Source organism: Microbulbifer discodermiae (assembly GCF_040742695.1).
Taxonomy (GTDB): domain Bacteria; phylum Pseudomonadota; class Gammaproteobacteria; order Pseudomonadales; family Cellvibrionaceae; genus Microbulbifer.
Genome location: NZ_JBFLAB010000051.1, coordinates 1 through 20,764, shown reverse-complemented (window position 1 = coordinate 20,764; position 20,764 = coordinate 1). Strand labels below are relative to the sequence as shown.

Below are 20,764 nucleotides of genomic sequence, written 5' to 3'. Positions count from 1 at the left end.
GGTAATTAATCCGGCTTCGGGCGGGTTAAGCCTTCCATTCCCTGAGCTGCCGCAACGTGGCACCATCGCGCTTGAATTGCTGCGCAGCCTTATGCAGTGCCGCACTGCGCCGGGATTTTTCCACCAAGGCATTGTCGTAGAGTTTGCGCAGGTCATTTTGGGCAAGCCACAGCTGATGGTTCTCGGCGGTCATCCAGGCGACGCTTGCAGTACCCATCTGATCCCAGTGGTTTAACCGCAATTCCATCCGGTGCAGACTCTCCCGATCCACATCCAGGAAAAAGCCGTCCACCAGCAAAGGCGCTTCCTCTTGGTCTCGGCGCCAGTCATTGACTTGTTGTCGCGTGGCGGGGACATCCAGTGGATCGTATTCAGGTAATCTCGGCATGAATCCACTCCGGTTGGTAGGGAAATAGGTCAATATAAATTCTGTAGAAGCCCGGCTCGGCAACCCGCCAAACTATGAATCCGTCGTTGACCACCCCCTTCCAGTTGCGCACCGTCACCATGGCACCAACCGGGATTTTTTCCACAACAATATCCCTGGCTGCAGCATCGTAGCGCCAGGTAACCTCCATAAGTGGTCGTTTGACGATGGCTCCATCCTTTATATAGTCAGCATTAACATCTACATACACATCGTCCGGGACAATCATCCAGTCCAGATGTTCTGGAACCGACATCTCCAGATCTTCCCGGGTTGCACCTGTCACGGTCCAGTGAATCCGCCCATTGGATGGATCGAAGACAACAACGTAAAGCGTCATTTTTTGGCTCCCATAATCAATAAATTGCCATTGCGCATATACCCGCCTTTATGTTCGAGGTGCTTGGCGGTCACCCTTACCGTCACAATCGACGCACTGCTGCCGCCATAACTCATGGACACCGGTACCGACCAGTTCATATTCGAGCTGCCCCCCACGTCCTGCCAGATCACATTGCTCTGCCGGTGCACACCATTGATAAACAGTTCCACTTCAACCGCCCCATCCTCCCACTGGTAAAACTCCCCGGTGACTATCACATGATATCCGCCGCCCTCCGGGTTGAAACTGGCGGTTGCCAATACAGCCCTTGCGCCTGGATAGATTAGAGTTTGATTCGGGATCTTGACTGATTTCGCTATCGTGACCGCATTGTTTTTTATATGCAGAGTGTCGATGATATCGGCGGCATTGGCCTTTAGCCGATCCGCCTCAATATTCCCGCGCGCAAAAATATGGTTAAAAATGGCCGAGCCGGTTTTGTCGATGCGCCAGCCCTGGGTACCGCCGGAATTGCCAAAGCTGTCCGATTGGATAAAGTCGCCGATATAGGCATTGGTGATACTGCCGGTGCCGATACGGGCCAGCACAAAGGCCGCGTTGATCCCGGTGATCCTGTCCACCGCGATGCTGCCCACCTGCGCCGTATTGATAGTGGCGTCCTTGATCAGCGCGCCATCCATCACCACCCGGTTGCCGTCGATAATAAAAGCCAGCTCGGCCTTCCCCGGCGCACCCACGGAAAACCGGTCCACGGAGAAAATCATTTCGCTGTGCTGGGTGCCGTCGTACTCGTTCTGGGTCACCGCCAGGCCGAACCCGGCCACATAGCCGTTGCTGTCGATCTTGACCGTAAACTGCCCTTCGATGCCATCCACGCTCTGCTGCAACACCTGTACCGCTGTGGTGTTTTCACCGGATTCGGTCTGCACCTGGGTCAGGGCCGTGGCCTGGGACTGCAACTCCCCGTCGATAAAGGCCACATCAATCTGCAACTGATCGATGGCCGCTGCACTGGCCGCCAACCCGCTGTTGGGGTTTTCCAGCGTCGCCTGCAGGCCGGCGATGTCCTGGCCCTGGGCCGCGATATCCTCGCCGACCCGGATAATCTCCAGCGCCTGGGCGGCCAGCGCGGACGCATTGGCGCCCACACCGGTATTGGCATCGAACACCGTCAGCTCCAGGCTGTCCAGTTGCCCGGCCTGGGCCACCAGCTGTTCTTCATTGCTGGTGATCCGCAGGTTCTGGGCACTGATGGCACCGGCATTGGCCGCCACACCATTGACCGGATCGTTGACCGTCAACTCCATGGCATCCAGGCGCGCCAGTTGCGCTTCGTCCGCCGCGATCCGCGCCAACCGCTCGGCAGTTAAATTGGCCTCCACCGTCAGCACAAGCTGGTCGCGGGCATCGTGCCAAAGGCCGTCATCCTCCGTGTATACATAGGGGTGATTGTTATCGTCGGTGTCGAACCAGCGGGATCCCTCCACCAGCACACCGCCACTGGCCTGTTCCGGGGTCGGCGCCTCCGGCTGATAAAAAATCTCCACATCCGTGGCCACCACCAGGCCGTCAATCTGCTGCTGCAGACTGTTGACCGCCTGCTGACGACTGCTGATTTCATTGTTGAGACTGTCCACCAGTCCCGTCGCCGGGTTGTCGATCAGGTTCAGGCGGTCCTGTAGGGCTTGATACAGCTGCGTTTCCCGAATCTGCCCCGACAGGCTCTCCAGCACCAGCGCCGGGTCCGGCGCCGTACTGCCGGCGGTACCCGCCGCCCCGTTGTGCGGCCCCTCAATATCGGTGATCGAGGTATAGGCGATCCAGTAGTAATAAGTGACTTCCCGTTGTAGCCCCACATCCGCATACAAAAAGCTGGTGGACTGGCCGATGGCCACCGCATTGGCCAGGTTGTCCTCGGTGGCCCGGTAAATAGTGGTGTAGGCGTGGCCCCGGTACTGGCTGTTGGGATTGTTCCACTGCAAAAACACATGGCTGAAACCGTTGGTCACCGCAAAGCCCGTGGGGGCCGGCGGCACAATCGGGTCGGGTGCCGGGTTGGTGGGAATCAGATCGTCGCCGGGTATGGGAAAGCGCACCGAGTTGCGCAGCTGTGCCAGTCCCATATCAATCAAATCGCGAATAGTCAGATTGCGGTCCAGGGGATCACCGCGCGCACCCAGCCCCACCTCCACCAGTTCCCGCAATTTTTCCAGAGGAGCGCGGATGGCGCGGTCCACCTTTGGAGAAACTTTTTGTAATCCGGTCGGACGCCTGGCCATCAGCTGATCTCGCTCATACTGCCGGCCAGCTGGATATTCGATACCGGCGCAGTGCCGCGCAGCTCGAACTGCACATGGCGGTAACGGCGCCTGCTGGGCAACCGAAAGGCGTGGCCATCCATCACCGACAGGCTGTGCAGCAGCTCACCGTCGGCGTAAACGTCAAAATCCACCGGATAGGTATCCGCGTCGATCTTGGCCGCGGCGAATCCCACCCCGAGCGGGGTTGGCCACACCTTACTGCGCCAGGTGTAGGGAGAGTCCGGGCCGGCGCCCCAGCGGCTCACCACGCCCGCCTGACACAGGTACAGTTCGCCACTGGCCTCGTCCAGGTAGGCGGTGTCCGCCGTCACATCGTAAAAGCGAAACCCCTCCTGCACGGAAAAACTAAAGCTGCCCCGCTCGATTCCATTGTCGTAAAACGCCAGGTAGCGGTCCTCGAAGCGATAGGCGTGAATGCTCGATGGGTTAAAGCGTTCCCTAAACTGCGATGGCAGTATCAGTGGTTCGCTGACCAGACGCGCATCGGTGCCCCCCACCGCAACCAGCCCGTCCGGTGACGCATAAATAACATATTCCCCCATATCCACCAGGGAGCGCTTGCTGACACAGGCGTGAACCTCATCCAGTGGTACCAGGCTCATGGCCGCCGGTTCGGAACCGGCCACCAGATAGGGCTTGCCGGTCGTAGCGATCACCGCACCGCTCGAAATCACCGCCGCCGCAACAAAATCATAAGCCATCGCCAACTGATAGCGGATCGGCCAGGCGTGGGGCTGAAAGGGTTCGCAAAAAGCCAGGGTATTGCCGAAGGCCCCCAGCATCACCCCATTGGGCAGCGCCGTCAGCCCGGTCATATTCGGGTCCGGCGCTATCCAGTCGCCGCTGGGACAGGATTCCCCCAACTGCTCTGACTCCACACTGTCACTAAAGCTGCCCTGGGCGGCGGGGATCTCGGCCACAAACTGAAAGGCGCCGGTTAATTCGGCCCGGTAGATCCGTTTGGTCTGCACCACAAAATTGCCGCTGGCCACCGGAATCGCGCTCAACGCCACCGTGGCCCCGTCCCAGCGCGCCACAATGCGCGAGGGCACACTGGGCGGCCCCTCCTCTCCCCGCGCCGACACAAAGGTGACGATATAGGCGGTATCGATCGACTGACCACCTTCCGGGGGCTCCCCGTCCGGGCCAGTCACAAAGGGGGCTGCGGAGGGTGCGGGCAGGCCCAGGTCGTGCACCCCGGAGGGATAGGGGCCTGCGCCACCGGTGGCCAGGGTGGCGTCGGTGATTTTGGGCACACCATCGCCGGTAAAATAAGTGCGCTCCGTGGTATCCCCGGCAATCTGTCCCCGCACCACATCCACATCGCCGGCAAATTCAAACCAGAAGCCCTGCCCCTCATTGCCCTCACGGTTGAACAGGTACAGGGTCTGTGTAGCCGTATCCAGGGTCTGCCCTGTTTCCGCCGGTGCACAGGCCGGCGCTATCTGTCCCCGGCGCAGTTCCACATTCATTGCCCGGGTGGCAAAACGGCCGTCCAGGAGCTTGGGATCGATCCGGGGAGTTTCTCCAGCGAAGTTATAGCTATTGATTTTGGCCACACTTACTCCTCCGCTTGCGTTATGTGAATGGTTTTCCACAAAGGCTGTCTAATCCTCTTCACGAATCGAAGCCCCACAAACTTTCCTGTTCCCGCATCGCCAGGTGCAACCCCTCGCACAACTGACTCGGGGTGAATGTGCTGGCGCTATTGTCTGACAGCATCCATTGGGCCGACTGGTCCTGGCGAATCTGATTGAATGCCGTCAACAGGCCGCTGACCAACTCTGGCGTGGTCAACGCTGTGTTGCCCTGCTGTGTTTCCAGGTAATCAATCAGACCATTAAGCAATTGGTGTTGGGCGATGGTCACCACCCGCGCCATACGGGTCTGGGCCGTCTCGTCCCCATCCAGTTGCTTGCCGTCCACCGTCACCTTGATCGCCCGCAACCGCTCCGCCCGCTCGGCCTTAAAGACCCGGCGATAAAACTCCGCGACCAACTGATCCACCTCGGCCTGACGCAGCCCTGGGTCGTCCTCCGGCAACGCCACTGCCTCGCCCCGATAAAATGCCAGCCAGGGGTGCTCCGCTTCCAATGCCGCCCTGTCCGCCGCCTCTGCCCACTGGTGCACAAGATCCATGTGGGGCGGATAGCCCACATAGGCCGCAATCACTTCCCGCATCTGTGCGCTGGTCTCATCCAGCCCCTTGCTGCGCGCCACTTCCATCATGCGGTTTATATCGCGCAGATCAGATACAACAACGGCCTGTGTTTGCAGGCCGTTTTGGGGATCGTAACTGTATAAGAAGGCGTGGCGCATTCAGGTCACCGGGCGCAGCTTCTGCAACACATCCGCCGCCTGTGTCGCCAGGGTTCGATTGGATTGAATCATGCCGCCGTACATCTTTACCGGGTCGGGATCAAACACCGAGCCTGTCTGCACTATGCCCCCCAATAACTGGCGCAGCTGCTGCAGTTGCTCCCCGGTAATCACGTACTCGTCAGCCGCCGAGGAAGATGCCTGCGGATTTTCCCCGGTATCCGGTTGGGTCGATTTGGTTGCGGTCTTGCGTTTGGGTCGATTGCCGGTTGGCATGGTCTGCACTCCTGATACTCGAAAAATAAGGGGTTCATTAAAAAGGCGCTATAGCCAGTCACTCTCCACGATTGCCGAAATCCTGACGGTCTTGTCGAACAGGTAGCCGCCACCGGATTTTTTGCGTATCCGCACACGCACGTCCGCTACCTTGCTCAGGCCCGGCTTATCCGGCCGCGACTGGCTGGCCGTCACCGATTGCCAGCGCTGGGTATTGATCGTCAACGGGGTTGTGGTGGGCGAACCACTACTGACCGTGCCCAGGGTGATATTGAAATACACATCAAATAAATCCCCCACGGTGGAACTGGCCGGCGCTATCCAGTAGCCGGTACCACTGGCAGTGCCGTTGCGGTTCACAAACACCGTCGCGGTCACCGTCGCCGGCGCGTAGTCAATCGCAACTTCGTTGGTGATCGCGCCGGTATTGAGCCGGTAGTGGGTAAAGTTGATCGCAATATTGTTGGTGGTGATGGTGCCCACACCATCGGTAATCCGGCACCGGTAGACCGCCGTAACCGACACGCCGCCGCTGCTGGTATGGGTCAAACTGACCGACGACCCGGAGCCGCTTTGTGACAGGGTGGTGCCGCTGACCTTCTGCCAGGTATAGGTGTAGTTGCCCGTGCCACCACTGACGCTGGCGGTGATGGTGCCGGAACTCAGTGTTCGGGAAGTCCCAACCAGCGCGATATTTTCATTGGTGACACTGGTTTTTGACAGCGAGGCCCCACTCATGGGCACATAGTCCGTCAGGCCCAGCAGATCATCGCTGCTAAAGGGCGGGCCCGGCACATCGCCGCGCGCCGCCAGGTTTTCACTGGTAAACGTATTATTGATGCCGTCCAGACCCGCAAGTTGCTCGCTGGTCAGCGGATAGCTGCCCGGTGTGGACCCCACTAGGCCGCCTCCAGCTTTCTGACCCGGGCCGTCAAACGATTGAGGGCTTTTTGCTGGTTCCTGAGCCGCCGCTGCTGCTTCGTGAGCCGCTGTGCCTGCCAGGCGTTCACCGCGCACCAGTAGTTGTAAATCATCGGGTAGCACACGGACAAATCTCCGGTGACCGGATTGCGCTCCACCACTTCCGGCAGTATCTTTTGGATACTCTGCGCCACCACGCCGAACTGATCCTTGGCACTGCCATCCTTCAGGTCATAGAGTAGCCACTCGATCCGCACCAGCTTTTCCAGTAGTCGCGTCAATTCAACTTCGCGGAAATGCTCTTTTAGTCCTGCGTCAGAGTCGTTGACCGTAAATTCCGCATTAAAGTAATGGCGCTTGTAGGAATAAATAGTGCTGCTGGTAAGCTGCATCACCTCCTGGTTATTCGCCCATAGCTCCAGCACCCCTGAGCCATTCTGGCGGATACCGGTATCGTTATCCCCCAGGGCGATGCCCTTGCCGTTGGCCAGGGTGCCGCCAGAGGCGACACCAATGCCCAGTGAACCCGCAACAGAGGCGTTTGTACTGCCGGAGTGCAGCACCTTTCTCCAGGCCGACCAACTGCCGTTGTAATAGCCCCGAAAATAGAAGTCGGGCGCATCACTGCTCAGAAAATTGTAGGTGTAATACTGCTGGGTGACGCCGGCTGCGGCCTGGACCACCAGGGAACCCGCTTTTGCGGTTGGGTAATTGCTCCCACTGGTGGCGTTGGCATTGGCGGTCTGGTAATAGAAGCCGGGGGTCTGGTAATTGTTCAGGTTCACCACGCCCAGTGCCGGCGCCGAGGCCGGGGTAAAGCCCGATGTATTGCCATCATGCCAGACCTGATGCCCGCTCTGCGTCAGAGCGCCGCTGGCATTCAGCGCTGGCATATCCACTTTGGCGGTGCCGGACCCGGAGTTGCGGTTGAAATCCAGGGAACCGTCGAGGGAGGATGTGATGCTCCAGCTCTCTCCACCGCGGACAATCTTGATATGCTGGCCATAGCTCGCGGAATTGAACGTGGTCAGTCCGCCAATCGACTGGCCACCGCCGCTGTGCAGAAGATCCCTGTTATTGGTACCGTCCCACCAGCGAGGTACAACCGCACTGTCAATTCGGGTCGGATAAATAGCAGTGCCTAAAATCGCCAGGTTACCAGTGCCCAACCGCGCGATGGAGTGCGGAGTGCCCCCGGAATCTTTGGACTGAAACCCGTCCCCAAAAGGCAGCGTTATCGCAGCACCCAGCTCCAGGCCGCCGTGAATGGTCTGCCCGCCCTTGCTGGTAATAACTTGATACCAGTTGCCCCAGCTGCCCGCCTGCACACCGCGCAGATACCAGGTCGGATTGGCGCTGTTGCTGGACACCAGGGTCCAGCCGTATTGCTGACTGGTGTTCTCGTGGCTGACGTGAATACCCCAGTACCAGCCGGTGGCGTTTCCCAGCGGATCATTGGCTTGAACCGAGCCGTTGTAAAAGCCGCTTTTGACAACATCGTTCCAGCCGTTGGTGCCCTGAACGCCCAGGGTGCCACTCGCGTTCTTGCCGGAGATAAAGTGGGCCGCCTCCTCACCGCCCAGCTTTGCGGCATCGGCCGCTGTAGCAGAAATACCCAGATACTTTTCCGCCAGGGCGGTGCCGTCTTCGCTGATCGCACTGGCGTTGAGTCCGCGATAAAACTGTGAAGCACCATGGCGAGACAGCGCCACAACCGCTTCTGATTCGTCATCCAGGCGGATACCCGCGGGGTTATCCGCACCACTGCCGCGAAAGCGTAGGTAGTCATCCTGAAAACCGACTTTGAATGATCCAGCGGTAGGATGAAGGAACTCGATAGGCCCAGCGCTGGCGCGCGGGAAGCGAATCCTGTCGAAAGTGGTTGTGCCAGAGACTGTCTGCCCGCCCCCGCTGTGCAGCAGATCCTGCCCGGCCTGCTGCAGTTTCCAGCCGGCGCTGCCGCCGACAAAATCCACCACCTTCTCGGCGGGGTTGCAGTAAAACCGCGCATCGAAACTGTCACCGCTGGCAAAGCCGATAAAGGTCTCGCCCCCGTCGGCGTTGGCGTGCGCATAAAACCCGGTGTCCGCAACCAGGGACTCGTTGCCGCCGTTGGCCAGTGCCGGCGTTTGTGACTTGCCCACCGCCAAACGGCCCGCCAGCCATTGGTTGCCGCTTCCGGTATGCAACAGGTCAACACTAGCGGAACCGTTGTTCCACCGGGGTACCGAAGCCGATTGAACCACCGCCGGCATGGTGGCGTCACCCAGCCACACCTGGGCGCCATCGGCACTGGTCCGTGCCAGGTATTTCGCAGCGCCAGCGCTGTTTTTACCGCGCACACCCACGCCGGCATCGAACAGCGTATTCTGCGCTCCGGCAAAATCCCCGTAATCCAGTACCACCGCACCGATATAACCGTTGACGCTGGCGACGTTGCCCGAACCGGGGGTTATAAACCAGGCCGCATCCGGCACCGAGTAGGTGATAAAGTCGTTGACGTAGACATTTTTGCCATCCACAACGCCGTCGCTGATGATGACATAGCGGGCCGAGTTGGCCGCCTTGGCCGCCCAGTGAGCGCTGGAGTATTGCGTCTCTCCGGGTAGCAACTGGTCTTCAGGGTGGTTGGCCCACTGCAAGGCTTTTTGCTGTGCCGCAACTGCACCGGTCTCTGCGGTCTGCGCCACCGTTGCGCTATCTGCTGCGGCCACCGCACTGCTACCGGCAATACCCTGTGCTGTTTCGGCTCCGGCCTGCGCATTGATGGCCCCATCACGCGCCGCCTGCGCATCGGTTTTTGCAGTAGTGGCCAAGCCCGCCTGTGTGGTAGCGGTCGCGGCACTGTTGGCGGCATTCTGTGCACTGGTCGTCGCCTGCCCAGCGCTGGCATTGGCGTCATTTTCACTTTCCGATGCAGCTAGCGATGAATTTCCCGCCTCATTGGCGCTAATTTCAGCGTTGAGTGCCTGCGTCTGAGCCTGTTCAGCAGAAATCTGCGCGGAGTTGGCCCAGCTTTGTGCGGAGGAGGCACTGTCGGCAGCGGCCTGTTTGCTGGCCTCGGCCGAAGCCGCGCTGTTGCCGGAGTTCGCCGCGCTGTTTTCCGCAGCGATCCGGTGGTCGTTGGCAGTGACCGCACTGGCGCCCGCATCCGAGGCACTGTTTTCGGCAGCTGTCGCACTCCCGGCAGCACTCTGCGCGCTGTTCGCCGCATTGTCTTCACTCTGTGCGGCCGCCGCCGCACTGGCACCGGCGTTTTGCTCCGCTTCCACCACCTGCGCCGCCAGGCGCGCCACCACGCCCACATCACCGGTAATCTCAACCGCAATGGGCTGGCCCCTCGCGTCCAGCGTTACCTCCAGTGCTTGGCGGGCCACCGTTTCAATCTCAACGGTTTCTGTTGCCGCTTGAACCTCCAGGGTGTCGCTCATGGCTTAGCGGCTCCGGGTAATCTGCTGCACAAAGCGGATACGGCCATACACAATGGTCCGCACTTCAGTGTCGCCGCCCGGTATTGGCGTGGCCATCTGCAGGTCGTAATAGTAACTGGCAGGCTTTAGATTCTCCGTCTCCGCCGCGCTCAGTCCAATCGCCGTTTCGCCGTTCTGGCTATTGGCATCCACAGGCGCCGTCAAAATGGCCTGGGCGTCCGCCTGCTCGTCGGGCACCTGCGGTTTCAGCTTGAGCGTCAACCAGAAGGTGCGCCCGGAAATATCGATACGCTCGCCATTCTCATCCTTAAACACCAGCGGCAGGCTCAGGCTGTCCCCGATCACGGCATCGGTGAGGTTCTTTTTACTGGCCATAGGCGCCTCAAGAAAAACTCAGTAAAAAATACGGGGTTTGGGTTGGTAGCGTCGCGGAGTGGTGGAAAACCCACGTCCGGCCTTGCGGGCCGCCTGATCGCGCGCCGCCACATACTGGTCCTGCGCCAACTGAAACAACGCCGGCTCCGACCAGGGTTTTTGCGGCATGGTGTAGAGCCTGGCCAGGGTGCCCTGCTCTATGGCGTCGCGGTAATCCGTCAACAGCGTCCTGGAAACACTCGCGGCCGTATTTGAGGGCTTGACCGCCCCCTGCACCGTCAATACCTGCTCGCCCAGTTCAGGGTCAATATCCAGCACACCGGGCTGGGACTGCCACCACCAGCGCTCGCCGGGTATGGGTTTTTGGCGCGGCGTGAACACATTGCCCTCCGCATCCTTCACCTCCAGCACCTTGACCACCTCGGTATCACCCGGGCCTTCCAGAAAATAACTGTCGATACCCTCAATGGTGTAGACATCCACCAAAGGCTCCCGCCAGTAACAGGCGTGCTCGCAAAAGTCCTGCAATACCGACAACAGGTGATGACGGATCAACGACTCCGGCGCATCCGGCACGCTGATCACAATACCGGGCAGAAACGCATCAATATCAACCAGCTCATGTTCCAGCATCAGACCTTGCGCTCCGGCTGCCACGGGGAAACCCGTGCTTCGTTCTGCACTTTGACCCCGAGGAAGTTAAAGAAATTGGCGTAGTGCTTGCGGCTGCGGGACTCGTTCACGCTACCTTCGGTGTCCTCACTGAACAGCCGATACAGCGCATACTCAATCAATGCAGGGCGGTATTCCGGTCCCACCGTTGGCGTCGCCGTTGTCAGGTCATCGTACGCAGCCGGGCGCTTTGCCAAAGTCGCCACTACCGTGCCGGCCACTACCGGCGGGGACAGCTCAAAAACCCGCGGGTTGTGCTCGTCGTAGGTGTACTGCCGGGCCTCCGGCTCTGTATTGGCACCGCGCCAGTTGGGCGCCATCAGGTCCAGGTGCTCCCGTGCCACCAGGCGAATACTGCGGCCGGGTTCCGCCAGAGTGCCGTTGTGCTTAATATCCAGCACCCGCAGATAGTCAGCCGGAATCTGCTGACGGGCGCCTCCCACCGTGGTGACTTCCACATCCTCCGCAGTGGCCTCCGGCTTGTAGGCCACAACCACCAGCTCCGCATCCAACAGCGCACTGCCAATGGCTTCAGCGCTATACTGCACTTCACCGGCATCGCGGAGGCTACCGCGCACCTGCGTTATCAGAGCGTTAATCATTGCTATTGATCGTTTCCCAGGCCCGCTTCACATCGTCAGCGGTAATGCCCGGATCGCCGGCCAGCTCACGTACCCTGGCCACTTTAGGCTTGCCGGTGCCCGGATTAAAATGGGCTTCATCTTTTGGCATCGCGCGAATCACCGCCACCAGATCGACTGTCTGATTTTTCGGGTTGTTTTCCGCAGTACTGAGCGCATCGATTTGCCCCTCTCCCTGCGGCTGAATAGATATAAGCGGCTGAATAGATATAAGCGGTTCAGGGCCATTATCTTCAGGGTCTTTAACCTCCCCGGTCACCGGTGCGCACCTTAAAGTCGGTTGCCCAACTTCACGACGCTCATTAGGGGATGCTTCGCCCTTCTCATCGTGTACAGAAGCTTCGGGTTGAAGGGGCTGTTCGGCCGCAGTGATTCCGACAGCTGAAACGTCAGCAAGCTGCCATACCTTTGGATGCCGAAGCAGCAGCGCCACCTTATCTCTCGGGAAAGCCTGTACATCGCCATGGCCCGCCCAGAGGGTGCCGGTACCACAGACGGTATCTCTTTTTGCCGGCTTATTGCCGATGTACTTAACTTGCACTGTGGGTCCAGTCATTGGAAATCTCCTAAACAGAAAAAGCCCGCACAAAGCGGGCTCGGGGCTATACGTCAAAGAAACGTAAACCTATAATCCAGCGTCCAACTACGGGGTCCCGCAGTCTTGGATTTACACTACTTCAGTACAAATACCTGAAGGTTCGACCAATAAATAAAGGGTTAAAGGAAAATGCGTAAACTGATAGCCATACTGATTACCACACTAATTTCTCTTCCAGCGACAGCGGAAGAGGTGGTATTTACCTCTCAAGTTACAAGAGTCTATCCGTTCGGTAATGGAACCTTTGTGATAACCTTACAAGAAAGCTCCCCAAGCTGTACCAGAACTGATAATTACTACCATGTAAAAGTGGGAGAGAATGGTGTAACCCAAGAGGGTTTGCAACTAATGTTTAGTGCCGCCTTGGCAGGACTGGCGTCTGGAAAAAACGTTTCAATCTTTTTTGACAGCAGCTCTAGTAATTGTTATATCAATCGATTGTCTATAAATAGATGATCTGCATATCAGCCATACCAATCAATCATTTACAGTTATTCGTTTGAATTCGAGCTGTAATTAAATCACTGAAAATCCAAATAAAGAAGCCCGCACTAAGCGGGCTTACGTTATGGCCTTACTCCGAAAAAACTACCGGTTGACTGCTGCCAACCAGATCAGTACAGAAAGGAAAAAGGATTAATCAGGTAACGAAAGTTAGTAAGAATCCGATAGGCTACTTTTATTGAATGTTTGTACTTTATTCAATTTGAACCAAAGGTATAATTCAGCTACTAACAAGTTTGGAACCCAACACAACCAAGCCAATATAGGGTAAGCATCGATAAACTTAATGCCTAAAACTACGCTAAGGCCAAGATAAAGTCTTAGGGTAACGCCTGCCAATGTTACTGCATAACTCCGCACCATCCAGCGCTCATGAGACTTAACATCCCGTTGAAGAATAACGCGATATGCATTTAGTGTTGTACCCAACCAAAATATTGCCATTAGCGCAAATCCAGTCTGTACCCAAGCCCCCCCTACAGAGTTCACAGCTAAAATAAACCCAGAAAGACCGCCAAAAGCAACAGAGCCAACATAAATACGGCCAAGTATACGATGCAAATATAGATATTTTCTCCTTATTGAGGAGCTTAGCTGAAAAGCACCTATTAATATAGCAATAGCACCACCCAAAAAATGAATCTTAGTAAAATTTGGAAAGTGTAAAAATAGGTTCTGGACAAATAGCGGCCTAATATTCGGCTCAATCAAAAGGGCCAATGCATAAATCGCAACTCCTATTGCTGATAAAGTCATTATGCTCCATGAGGCTTTATTAATCATATGCATTCCTTATTGACCTGACGTCGCACTCCGCAAAAAACTGGAGCGTAGCGGAAAACTTGTCTCTGCGACTGCGCTTGTTATGCCCTGACTACTGTACAATTGAAGCAGCCGGGCCTGGCATTATGGATCTGTATATACTCAACACACTGATCCATCAGAAGTCTATTGATTACTACGTCTAAATCTCTGCCTTCTGTGACAATTGCATTTACCATATTCCCTTCACTATTGTATGCGCGTAAAGAGAGTAACCGATGACGAAGCATTTTGGGAATTTCGTTTTTTGATAGATATGCTGTTACCGCATTTTCTCTGATAAATATCTGGCCGGATGCTTTATAAGCTGTATCTACTGAGTGATGACAATAATTAATAGCAAGCACTCTTTCTCCAATTTCTGCATCCTCTAGAGATACTCTGCATGGATATCCCGGCTTTGAGTCAACATTAATCCACTGAGCGTTAGATGCGTTGAGTGCAGTATCATCGAGTGAAGAAAATAAGCTGCTCTCCAGCGGTACGACTAAGAAGTCGTTTTCCATTTCGTTGGCCTCTACCGGGGGGAAGTACGAATTTACTTAGCAATTATTCAAACTCACAACTGAAAATGAACAAGTAATTCGCGCATAACAATTTATTAAAGAGCCAATTGCTCACTATCTATTTGGCCACTATTTGTGGAGTTGATCGAGCAAATTCCGTAATAGATCCATTATTTACACCAACATATAGATTTTCGATCAAATAGCAACTAAAGATAGTGAGTCATTAGCTCTTGTCGCCTAGCTCAACACTTAACCGTCAATTCGTCACTTTGAGCATGAGCGATTGCACAAAACTTGACCAAAACTCAGGCTCCGACGTACACATACTCGACAATGCACTCCACCTCCCCGGTCGCGGAACCACCAGCCAGAATCAAGTGCAGCTCAGTGGGATCCAGCAATAAGAGGGATTTGCCGGTATAGGCTGTATTGCCCGAGGACGCGGTACTGGTGGCGGGCAACACTGGAGTGCTGCTGTCCTCTCCGACCGCATCGACGGCAACCGTGGTGGATGCACCCAGTGCGTCATTGACCATGCGAAAGCCGGTGATTTGGGTCATCGCCGGCAGCTTGAGCACAGGGCCGACGGTGCCGGCCGCATCACCTTCGTAAATGGCCCTGCCGGTGGCAACACACAGGTTGCCGTATTCACCATTTTGCTGAATGGTGTTCAGGTTTGGGGTTTTCATATTGGATCACTCCAAAGAAGTTAAGAGGAAGAAAGCGGGAGCCAAGCCCCCGCCCTTATCGGTCAGTCGCCGCTTACCGCTGTGTCATGCACCATCACACCGTGGTCGTTAGTCCGGCCGTCGGTGCCCTTAAAACGGATCTTCGCCTTGCCATTCATCCAGGCAATCGAGTGCTCCACCACGTTTCCGTGGTCGGTCTTCTCTTCGTGCATGGAAAAGTGCATACCACCCCTGGCCTTTTTGCCACTGCGGCCGTAGGCATTGGCCAGCGCCTGGCCACCCAGAAGAATGGCGCGGTCGATGGTGGTGCCCGCTGTCTGCGTCCAAGTCCCCGCACTGGCGCTGTTGGTACACACATTGACATTGGTACCGGCGATAAATCGCACCGGGCGCTTCATCTTGCGCACCAGGATGCCGTTCCACATGGCGCACTCCCCCAAAAACACCGGGTGCTTAAAATGGGCCGCGCGCTGGTGTGCATTGGCCGTGAGCGCCCGCCAGTCGTTGCCGCTGGTGGAGGTCCAAAAATCGTGCCACTGGCGTGGGGACACAAACAGCACATGGAAAGGCGCATCGTCCGCCTGGGGATCGCCCTCGAACTTTACCGGCTGTAGCGGGAACGGCATCTCATCGAGTATTAGCCGCATATTGTCCACACTGGCCAGGGTAAAGAGGTCGGCACTGTCCAGGTTGTCCACCGCCGTCGCATCACCACCGTAGGTGTGGCGGTCGTAGGTGGGCGGGGTCAGTGCGTTGACACAGATCTTTTGAAAATCCGCATCGTCCTCCAGCGGCACAATCCAGTCGGAGTCATTGTGTACCCCTCGGGCTCCGGCCAGGTGGATCAACACCAGCTGGTCTTCCAGGGTGGTGTAGTAAGGCCCCAGCAGGGTGCGGGCCAGTTGCTTGAGATCGTGCGCGGTGCGCTGCTGGCTCATCGCCCCGCCCGAATCCACCATGGTACGGCCCTGGTCGATCTTCAGCTGGAACTGGCTGGAGGTCAGGCTGGCGCCCTTACCCGCCAGTTTGCTGTCGCCCATGACCGGCTTCTGACGCAGTTGGTGGTACAGGTCCACCGTGACTTCATCACCGGCATTCTTGGACAAATCCGTAATACGGACCACGGGCGCACCGGGGTTGGTCTGCTGCTTTCCGTCGATCTTTTTCTTATCGGCCTTCTTGGGGGCAGGCCCGGTCAGCACATTGGTGAAGGAATTGCGGCGTGTGGCCTCCATAAAGAGCGCCGCGTTAAAAATGCGGTTGCGCGCAGCACTACCCGCGGAGATGGAAGTTGACATAATAAATACCTGTTATTCACCGAGTTCGGCCATCAACGACTCGATCTGGTCCTGTGACATATTCTCCATCGCCACCGCCAGTTCCGCTTCGGACATTTCGGAGAATTGATCCAAGCGGGACTTTTCTGCGGTCGAAGAGTGGCCTATATCGGTCAGCGATTGAGGGAATTGGTTCTTGGTCGCTTCCTCGACTTTTGCCTTGGCTTTATCGGCCAGCGCTTGCGCGTCCTGATCGGACTGATCCGGAGTTTTTTTGCTCTGGCCGGGTTCGTCCTGGGGTTTGTCGGGAACACCAAAGGCGGCCTGGGTACGCTTGACGACTTCTTTAAAGCGTTCCTCGAACGACGCCTCCTTAAAGGCGGGGTCTTGTTTGAGCTTTTCATCGACGATAATGGCCATCTCCCATTTATCGGGATCATTCTGTCTCCAGTCGGACAGGCTCGGATTGTCGGCGATGGCGGTTTCCACCTGTTGTTGCATAGCATCAGGCCCTTGGTCAGGCACCGGGGGTACTGCATTTTCCCGATCCTGGCTAATGGCCTCCTGCAACTGCTGATTCTGCAACGCCAGGGCGCGCACCACTTCGCCAAGGTTTCCGTATTCGCTCAGGGTTTCGAGCATCTCGTCATCAATGTCGACTTTTTGGAGTACATCGGCCGGGGTCAGGTTGTTGGCTTGCAGCTGCTGCTTGAGCTGATCATTGACAGACTTCAGCTGCGCCAGCTCCGCCTGGGTGCCACTGAGGTTCTGCTGCAGTTCCTCGGTGCGGTTGTGCAGTGCACTGGCTCGCTCCCGTGCATTTTGCAACACCGCATAGGGGATCTTGTGCTGGCCGTTACGGCTCTCCACATACCGCTCGCTGTCACCATCCGAATCGGTCGGCTGTTCGCCCGGCTGGTCGGCATCGGGCGGGGTGCCGTCGTTATCGCCCTGTTTACCAGCGTCGCTATCGCCTTCCTCCTCAGAGGTTGTTTCTTCCTGATCGTCGTTGCCCTTATCACCATCGCTGGCTTCCGGGGTCTTGGTCTCTGCCTCGCTGGACTCATCACCAAAACCAAGCAGTGCCTCTATCGCAGCTTCATCGCCACTTTCGAGAATTTCGTTGATTTCGTCTTCCGACTTGCCCAGTCCGTCCAGATCCACATCGTCCATCTCAAACTTACTCATCGTTTCTCCACCTTTTACCAGTTGTCGCATGGCTGCGAAGTCGCCCTCTATCGCTCGGGCGTGCGGAAGTCCGGGCATAAAAAAACCCGCACAGAGCGGGTTATTCACATCCGGGGTTGGCCGTCGCTGGCCAATAGGTCACGCAGTCATTGGGCTATCCCCAACCTGCTGGAATTTGAGTTGCGAGCGTTTTAGTGCTACGTCAGCGATAACACTCTTCATCTCTGCGATCAGTTTTTCAGTGCTGGCGTCCAGCTGTCGAAGTTCAGCCGGTCCCAATTTCGACTTGCCCTGCTCGGTACCGGCTTGCGCCTCCAGTTTGGCGGCTTCCGCGGCCAGCTTGCGCACCTTCTCCTGCGCCTCGGCCATACCCAGCTGTTGCATCGCCTGCTCGAACTGCTGCGCCTGCTGCATCTGGGCGTGCTGCTCCGGGGTCATGTCTTCAGGGTCAACGCCGCGACCGTTCATTTCGCGAATACGTTTGACAATTTCATCCCGCTTGGGCAGATCCGTGCTCTCCACAATCAAATCCAGCATCACCATTTGCATATCCGGCGGCAGGCTTGATGCCAGTTCCATCATGCGCTGGGAAACCTGGGCGCGGTAACTGGGCGTGCTGGCAATGTCCCCCAGCACCACCTGCAATTTGGCCTTGGTCACCAGATTGGTTCTGGGCTGGCCGGTGCCCTCGGTGCCATTGAGCACGATGACCTTGGTTTTATCCGGTTTGCCCACATTGCGCGACACGGCCACATCCGGCCGGTGACTGAGATCGTGAATCACCTGCGCCATCAGCAACTCGCCCACCTGCTGACGGGCGAAGCGGTAGTTGTCGGTGAGTTCCGCAAGCGTAGTGCTGCCCTGCTCTACCAGCGAGTCGATCGCCACTCCGGACTTGGCCCCGCTCTCCTGGCCCAGAAACGCCGAATAGACCCCGGCGGTCTCCTGGATAATCCGCTGCGCCTCCTGCATCACGGAGAACTGCTGAGCGGCGACGTGGGTTTGCTGCTCCACACGAAAGGCGTTGTTGTTTCTGGTGGTGCGGGTAGGATTGAGATTCACGACGCCATCAGCACGGTAAAACTCATCCAGCATCTCTTCATCAGACATATTCCCCGCCAGCGCATCCTCATCCTTGACCACATGGACCTTGTTTAACAGGAAGGTGAGTTTTTGCCGGCGCACATTCACCTCATCCTGTGCCGGCATCATCCGTCGGCCCAGGCCGTAAGGCACAAAGGTTGTGTCCTCCCTAAAACCCCAGAAAGGCACATAGGGAAACTGGTTGTGGGGATGCGGCGAGGGAATATCCACCAGCCGGTGCGGGCCGATAAAATAGGCCAGCCGCATCTTTGGAAACGTCATGGTGCGCACCTGCACCCGGTTGCTGGCTAGCAGCGCCTGGTGCATCCGGTTCCGCGGGTCCACCTCCAGCACATGCCCCTCGCGGGTGAACATCACCGGACGTTCCACATAGTGGCGGTAGTAGACCTCATAGATGAGGGCGCGCTCCCGGTCGCTGTCCCACCAGTCCTGCAGAAACATATCCGTACTGGTGTAGTCGGAATAGGCGCCCAGCAGGTCGTCCCGCTGCATCAACTGATACTCGGTGTCAAACCCGTCCCAGCCCTGGCAGGCAAACTCAATCAAATGTTTATGGCTCGGAAATGCCAGTTGCGCCTCATCCTTGTCCACCCAGCGCCGCCGCAACAGCCAACGCGCATTGGCCAGATCCGGGTCCGCGTGCCAGTCCCAGAAAATCTCATTGCGGTGCACCCGCTTGCAGCGGTAGGGATAGGCAAAAGGATCATTGCCGCGGGTCACCTCCACCCAGTCCAGACCACATTTAACCTGGCCGGCAAAGGCGTCGGCACACGCCTTGTCCACCCGCGTCATGCGCGCCGCTTCATTGAGCTTCTCGTTAATACCCTCGGCCACCTCCACGCTGTCGTCATCGTCCGGACGCACCACCCAATCTGCCCTGGTGCGCGCCTCCAGGCCCAATACACCATCGATCGCTGGCGCCATCAGGTTGTGAGTCAGGATCGGCTGACCACGGGATTCCAGCAACTCGCGCATCTCGGGGGTAATCTGGTTGCTGTCGTAATAGGCGCAGGCCCGGTCCGCCTCGCTGCGCCATTCCGGCTGCACCCGAATATCGTCCAGAAAGCGCTCCAGTTTTCTGAGTGGCAGTCCGCCCTGCTGCTTTGCGTGATCAATGCCGAAGGACATTAGGGCGCTCTCCAGTTGCGCGGTGGCCGGCGCCCACGGCGCCCTCTGCCTTTTTCCGGTGCGGCCACCGGCACCGCCAGGGTCAGCGCCAGCGCCTCGGCTTCATCGGGGGAACGCACTTCACGTTTCTTCATCTGTTCTTTTGTTTCCAAAACCAGCTGTTGCTTCACGTTATAGGTGTACTGCGGCGCGATCAGGTCCGCGTGCAGGCTGTTCACGTCGGGGATGGAGACACAACCCCCCAGCCAGTCGGCCAGGTTGTCCCACATCTGCGCGCGCAGGTTGTAATACTGCTCCGGCTCACTGGCCGCGGAGCCCGCATTGATACCAATCACCGGGTAACCCATATCCTCCAGGGCATCCACAGTGCCCGCACCCAGACCCACTTCATCCACGAAGATGGCATCCACCGGGTTGCCCGCTTCCCCATAGGCGTCGCACTCCCTGGCAATCTTGGCCGCCAGCTGGGTGGTGCTGGTTTTAAGCAGACTCTTGAGGCCCCAGGCTTTATTGCCCTTGCGGTGGATCCAGCTGGCTCGGTCACCGCCGTAGCGGGCCGGGTCCACACCGACAATATGCGCGCCGTAATGACTGACCTCGCTGTCGTCCCGTTTCCGGGCTGCGGCTACCAGTGCGGTACTGCACAGCGTGTCCTGCCCGGACTGCTGGAAGGCATCGGCGGCACAGAAGGGGTACTCCTGCAGGAACAGCCAGCCCCATTCACCGACATCGCCTCCCAACTGAATGTTCTTCTGGTGCGCCCAGTACAGCTGCTCCAGATCCAGGTTGTAGGTCTTGGCGGTATTCAGTTCCGTATCACTGGGCTTCCAACCTTCAGGCGGTTTCTTGCGGTACTCCGGCTGCCAGTACCAGGGCAGGAAAATCGCGATAAACTCCGACTCCCCGGACTCGGCCTTCTGCCAGAGCTCATGGAAGTAACCCCCGATACCGTTGGCCGTGCTCTCGAATACGATTTCACTGTTCTCACCCTCCGGCACCGCCTGCAATACACCGGCCGCATGGGTCTGGGCATTGGGCCAGTGCGCCACCTCGGAGCCGTGAAAGTAGTGAATCGTGCTAGGGCCTGTTAACACTAATTTTGATAAAATCTGCGTTTATGGAAATCACAAAATCGCAATTCAAAATTATCGAACACCTGCTGCCTTTACAGCGAGGTAACGTCAAAATACCGAATATACAGGTCATAAACGCTGTTTTG

20 protein-coding genes are annotated in these 20,764 nt (G+C 57.3%); 1 reads left to right on the top strand and 19 read right to left on the bottom strand.

What is annotated here, in order from left to right; genetic code table 11:
• Positions 1-25 precede the first annotated feature (25 nt).
• The 12 genes from AB1S50_RS15485 to AB1S50_RS15430 are packed head-to-tail and all read right to left on the bottom strand — an operon-like array spanning position 26 to position 12,282.
• A complete protein-coding gene (locus tag AB1S50_RS15485) occupies positions 26-388 on the bottom strand; it encodes a DUF4376 domain-containing protein (RefSeq protein ID WP_367151848.1) in 363 nt (120 codons plus the stop codon).
• Entirely contained in the window at positions 372-767 is a 396-nt protein-coding gene (locus AB1S50_RS15480) for a hypothetical protein (RefSeq protein WP_367151846.1), read from the bottom strand. The genes AB1S50_RS15485 and AB1S50_RS15480 overlap by 17 nt, the downstream gene beginning before the upstream one ends.
• Positions 764-3,049, bottom strand: coding sequence for a phage tail tip fiber protein (locus tag AB1S50_RS15475; protein WP_367151845.1), 2,286 nt, complete (start codon positions 3,047-3,049; stop codon positions 764-766). The genes AB1S50_RS15480 and AB1S50_RS15475 overlap by 4 nt, the downstream gene beginning before the upstream one ends.
• Entirely contained in the window at positions 3,049-4,650 is a 1,602-nt protein-coding gene (locus tag AB1S50_RS15470) for a hypothetical protein (RefSeq protein ID WP_367151843.1), read from the bottom strand. The genes AB1S50_RS15475 and AB1S50_RS15470 overlap by 1 nt, the downstream gene beginning before the upstream one ends.
• Before the next feature lie 58 nt (positions 4,651-4,708).
• On the bottom strand, positions 4,709-5,410 hold the full coding sequence (locus AB1S50_RS15465; RefSeq protein ID WP_367151841.1) for a hypothetical protein: 702 nt from the start codon (positions 5,408-5,410) through the stop codon (positions 4,709-4,711).
• Positions 5,411-5,686: a hypothetical protein gene (locus AB1S50_RS15460; RefSeq protein WP_367151840.1), complete on the bottom strand. Its 276-nt coding sequence runs from the start codon at positions 5,684-5,686 to the stop codon at positions 5,411-5,413.
• A gap of 48 nt (positions 5,687-5,734) precedes the next feature.
• Positions 5,735-6,586, bottom strand: a complete 852-nt coding sequence (locus tag AB1S50_RS15455; RefSeq protein WP_367151838.1) for a SprB repeat-containing protein — start codon at positions 6,584-6,586, stop codon at positions 5,735-5,737.
• A complete protein-coding gene (locus AB1S50_RS15450) occupies positions 6,586-10,038 on the bottom strand; it encodes a pyocin knob domain-containing S74 family peptidase (RefSeq protein ID WP_367151836.1) in 3,453 nt (1,150 codons plus the stop codon). Before AB1S50_RS15450 ends, AB1S50_RS15455 begins: the two co-directional genes overlap by 1 nt.
• Positions 10,039-10,041: 3 nt before the next feature.
• Entirely contained in the window at positions 10,042-10,413 is a 372-nt protein-coding gene (locus tag AB1S50_RS15445; protein ID WP_367151835.1) for a hypothetical protein, read from the bottom strand.
• A gap of 18 nt (positions 10,414-10,431) precedes the next feature.
• Positions 10,432-11,046, bottom strand: a complete 615-nt coding sequence (locus AB1S50_RS15440; RefSeq protein ID WP_367151834.1) for a hypothetical protein — start codon at positions 11,044-11,046, stop codon at positions 10,432-10,434.
• Complete coding sequence (locus AB1S50_RS15435; protein WP_367151833.1) at positions 11,046-11,687, bottom strand: phage adaptor protein; 642 nt, start codon at positions 11,685-11,687, stop codon at positions 11,046-11,048. Before AB1S50_RS15435 ends, AB1S50_RS15440 begins: the two co-directional genes overlap by 1 nt.
• On the bottom strand, positions 11,680-12,282 hold the full coding sequence (locus AB1S50_RS15430; RefSeq protein WP_367151832.1) for a hypothetical protein: 603 nt from the start codon (positions 12,280-12,282) through the stop codon (positions 11,680-11,682). The genes AB1S50_RS15435 and AB1S50_RS15430 overlap by 8 nt, the downstream gene beginning before the upstream one ends.
• Before the next feature lie 171 nt (positions 12,283-12,453).
• Between AB1S50_RS15430 and AB1S50_RS15425 the strand changes: the two genes are divergently transcribed.
• Positions 12,454-12,780: a response regulator receiver protein gene (locus tag AB1S50_RS15425; protein ID WP_367151831.1), complete on the top strand. Its 327-nt coding sequence runs from the start codon at positions 12,454-12,456 to the stop codon at positions 12,778-12,780.
• Between the two features lie 198 nt (positions 12,781-12,978).
• Here the strand turns inward: AB1S50_RS15425 and AB1S50_RS15420 are convergent, their stop codons facing one another.
• From AB1S50_RS15420 to AB1S50_RS15390, 7 genes are all read right to left on the bottom strand, one after another.
• The gene (locus AB1S50_RS15420; protein ID WP_367151830.1) at positions 12,979-13,611 is read right to left on the bottom strand and encodes a DUF2306 domain-containing protein; all 633 of its coding nucleotides are present in this window, start codon (positions 13,609-13,611) and stop codon (positions 12,979-12,981) included.
• Between the two features lie 80 nt (positions 13,612-13,691).
• Positions 13,692-14,156: a DUF1203 domain-containing protein gene (locus tag AB1S50_RS15415; RefSeq protein WP_367151829.1), complete on the bottom strand. Its 465-nt coding sequence runs from the start codon at positions 14,154-14,156 to the stop codon at positions 13,692-13,694.
• Positions 14,157-14,464: 308 nt separating this feature from the next.
• Positions 14,465-14,848 (bottom strand): hypothetical protein, encoded by a 384-nt coding sequence (locus AB1S50_RS15410; RefSeq protein WP_367151828.1) that lies wholly within the window; start codon positions 14,846-14,848, stop codon positions 14,465-14,467.
• A 62-nt stretch (positions 14,849-14,910) separates the two neighbouring features.
• On the bottom strand, positions 14,911-16,146 hold the full coding sequence (locus AB1S50_RS15405; RefSeq protein WP_367151827.1) for a N4-gp56 family major capsid protein: 1,236 nt from the start codon (positions 16,144-16,146) through the stop codon (positions 14,911-14,913).
• 12 nt (positions 16,147-16,158) lie between these two features.
• Complete coding sequence (locus AB1S50_RS15400) at positions 16,159-17,313, bottom strand: hypothetical protein (RefSeq protein ID WP_367151826.1); 1,155 nt, start codon at positions 17,311-17,313, stop codon at positions 16,159-16,161.
• Between the two features lie 138 nt (positions 17,314-17,451).
• Positions 17,452-19,545 (bottom strand): portal protein, encoded by a 2,094-nt coding sequence (locus AB1S50_RS15395; protein WP_367151825.1) that lies wholly within the window; start codon positions 19,543-19,545, stop codon positions 17,452-17,454.
• The gene (locus tag AB1S50_RS15390; RefSeq protein ID WP_367151823.1) at positions 19,545-20,639 is read right to left on the bottom strand and encodes a hypothetical protein; all 1,095 of its coding nucleotides are present in this window, start codon (positions 20,637-20,639) and stop codon (positions 19,545-19,547) included. Before AB1S50_RS15390 ends, AB1S50_RS15395 begins: the two co-directional genes overlap by 1 nt.
• Positions 20,640-20,764 lie beyond the last annotated feature (125 nt).

Coding starts and splice junctions, on each gene's coding strand:
- AB1S50_RS15425 (WP_367151831.1), top strand. CDS start 12,454: ATGCGTAAACTGATAGCCATACTGATTACCACACTAATTTCTCTTCCA.
- AB1S50_RS15465 (WP_367151841.1), bottom strand. CDS start 5,410: ATGCGCCACGCCTTCTTATACAGTTACGATCCCCAAAACGGCCTGCAA.
- AB1S50_RS15485 (WP_367151848.1), bottom strand. CDS start 388: ATGCCGAGATTACCTGAATACGATCCACTGGATGTCCCCGCCACGCGA.
- AB1S50_RS15420 (WP_367151830.1), bottom strand. CDS start 13,611: ATGATTAATAAAGCCTCATGGAGCATAATGACTTTATCAGCAATAGGA.
- AB1S50_RS15430 (WP_367151832.1), bottom strand. CDS start 12,282: ATGACTGGACCCACAGTGCAAGTTAAGTACATCGGCAATAAGCCGGCA.
- AB1S50_RS15410 (WP_367151828.1), bottom strand. CDS start 14,848: ATGAAAACCCCAAACCTGAACACCATTCAGCAAAATGGTGAATACGGC.
- AB1S50_RS15435 (WP_367151833.1), bottom strand. CDS start 11,687: ATGATTAACGCTCTGATAACGCAGGTGCGCGGTAGCCTCCGCGATGCC.
- AB1S50_RS15395 (WP_367151825.1), bottom strand. CDS start 19,545: ATGTCCTTCGGCATTGATCACGCAAAGCAGCAGGGCGGACTGCCACTC.
- AB1S50_RS15400 (WP_367151826.1), bottom strand. CDS start 17,313: ATGAGTAAGTTTGAGATGGACGATGTGGATCTGGACGGACTGGGCAAG.
- AB1S50_RS15450 (WP_367151836.1), bottom strand. CDS start 10,038: ATGAGCGACACCCTGGAGGTTCAAGCGGCAACAGAAACCGTTGAGATT.
- AB1S50_RS15460 (WP_367151840.1), bottom strand. CDS start 5,686: ATGCCAACCGGCAATCGACCCAAACGCAAGACCGCAACCAAATCGACC.
- AB1S50_RS15440 (WP_367151834.1), bottom strand. CDS start 11,046: ATGCTGGAACATGAGCTGGTTGATATTGATGCGTTTCTGCCCGGTATT.
- AB1S50_RS15405 (WP_367151827.1), bottom strand. CDS start 16,146: ATGTCAACTTCCATCTCCGCGGGTAGTGCTGCGCGCAACCGCATTTTT.
- AB1S50_RS15445 (WP_367151835.1), bottom strand. CDS start 10,413: ATGGCCAGTAAAAAGAACCTCACCGATGCCGTGATCGGGGACAGCCTG.
- AB1S50_RS15415 (WP_367151829.1), bottom strand. CDS start 14,156: ATGGAAAACGACTTCTTAGTCGTACCGCTGGAGAGCAGCTTATTTTCT.
- AB1S50_RS15475 (WP_367151845.1), bottom strand. CDS start 3,049: ATGGCCAGGCGTCCGACCGGATTACAAAAAGTTTCTCCAAAGGTGGAC.
- AB1S50_RS15480 (WP_367151846.1), bottom strand. CDS start 767: ATGACGCTTTACGTTGTTGTCTTCGATCCATCCAATGGGCGGATTCAC.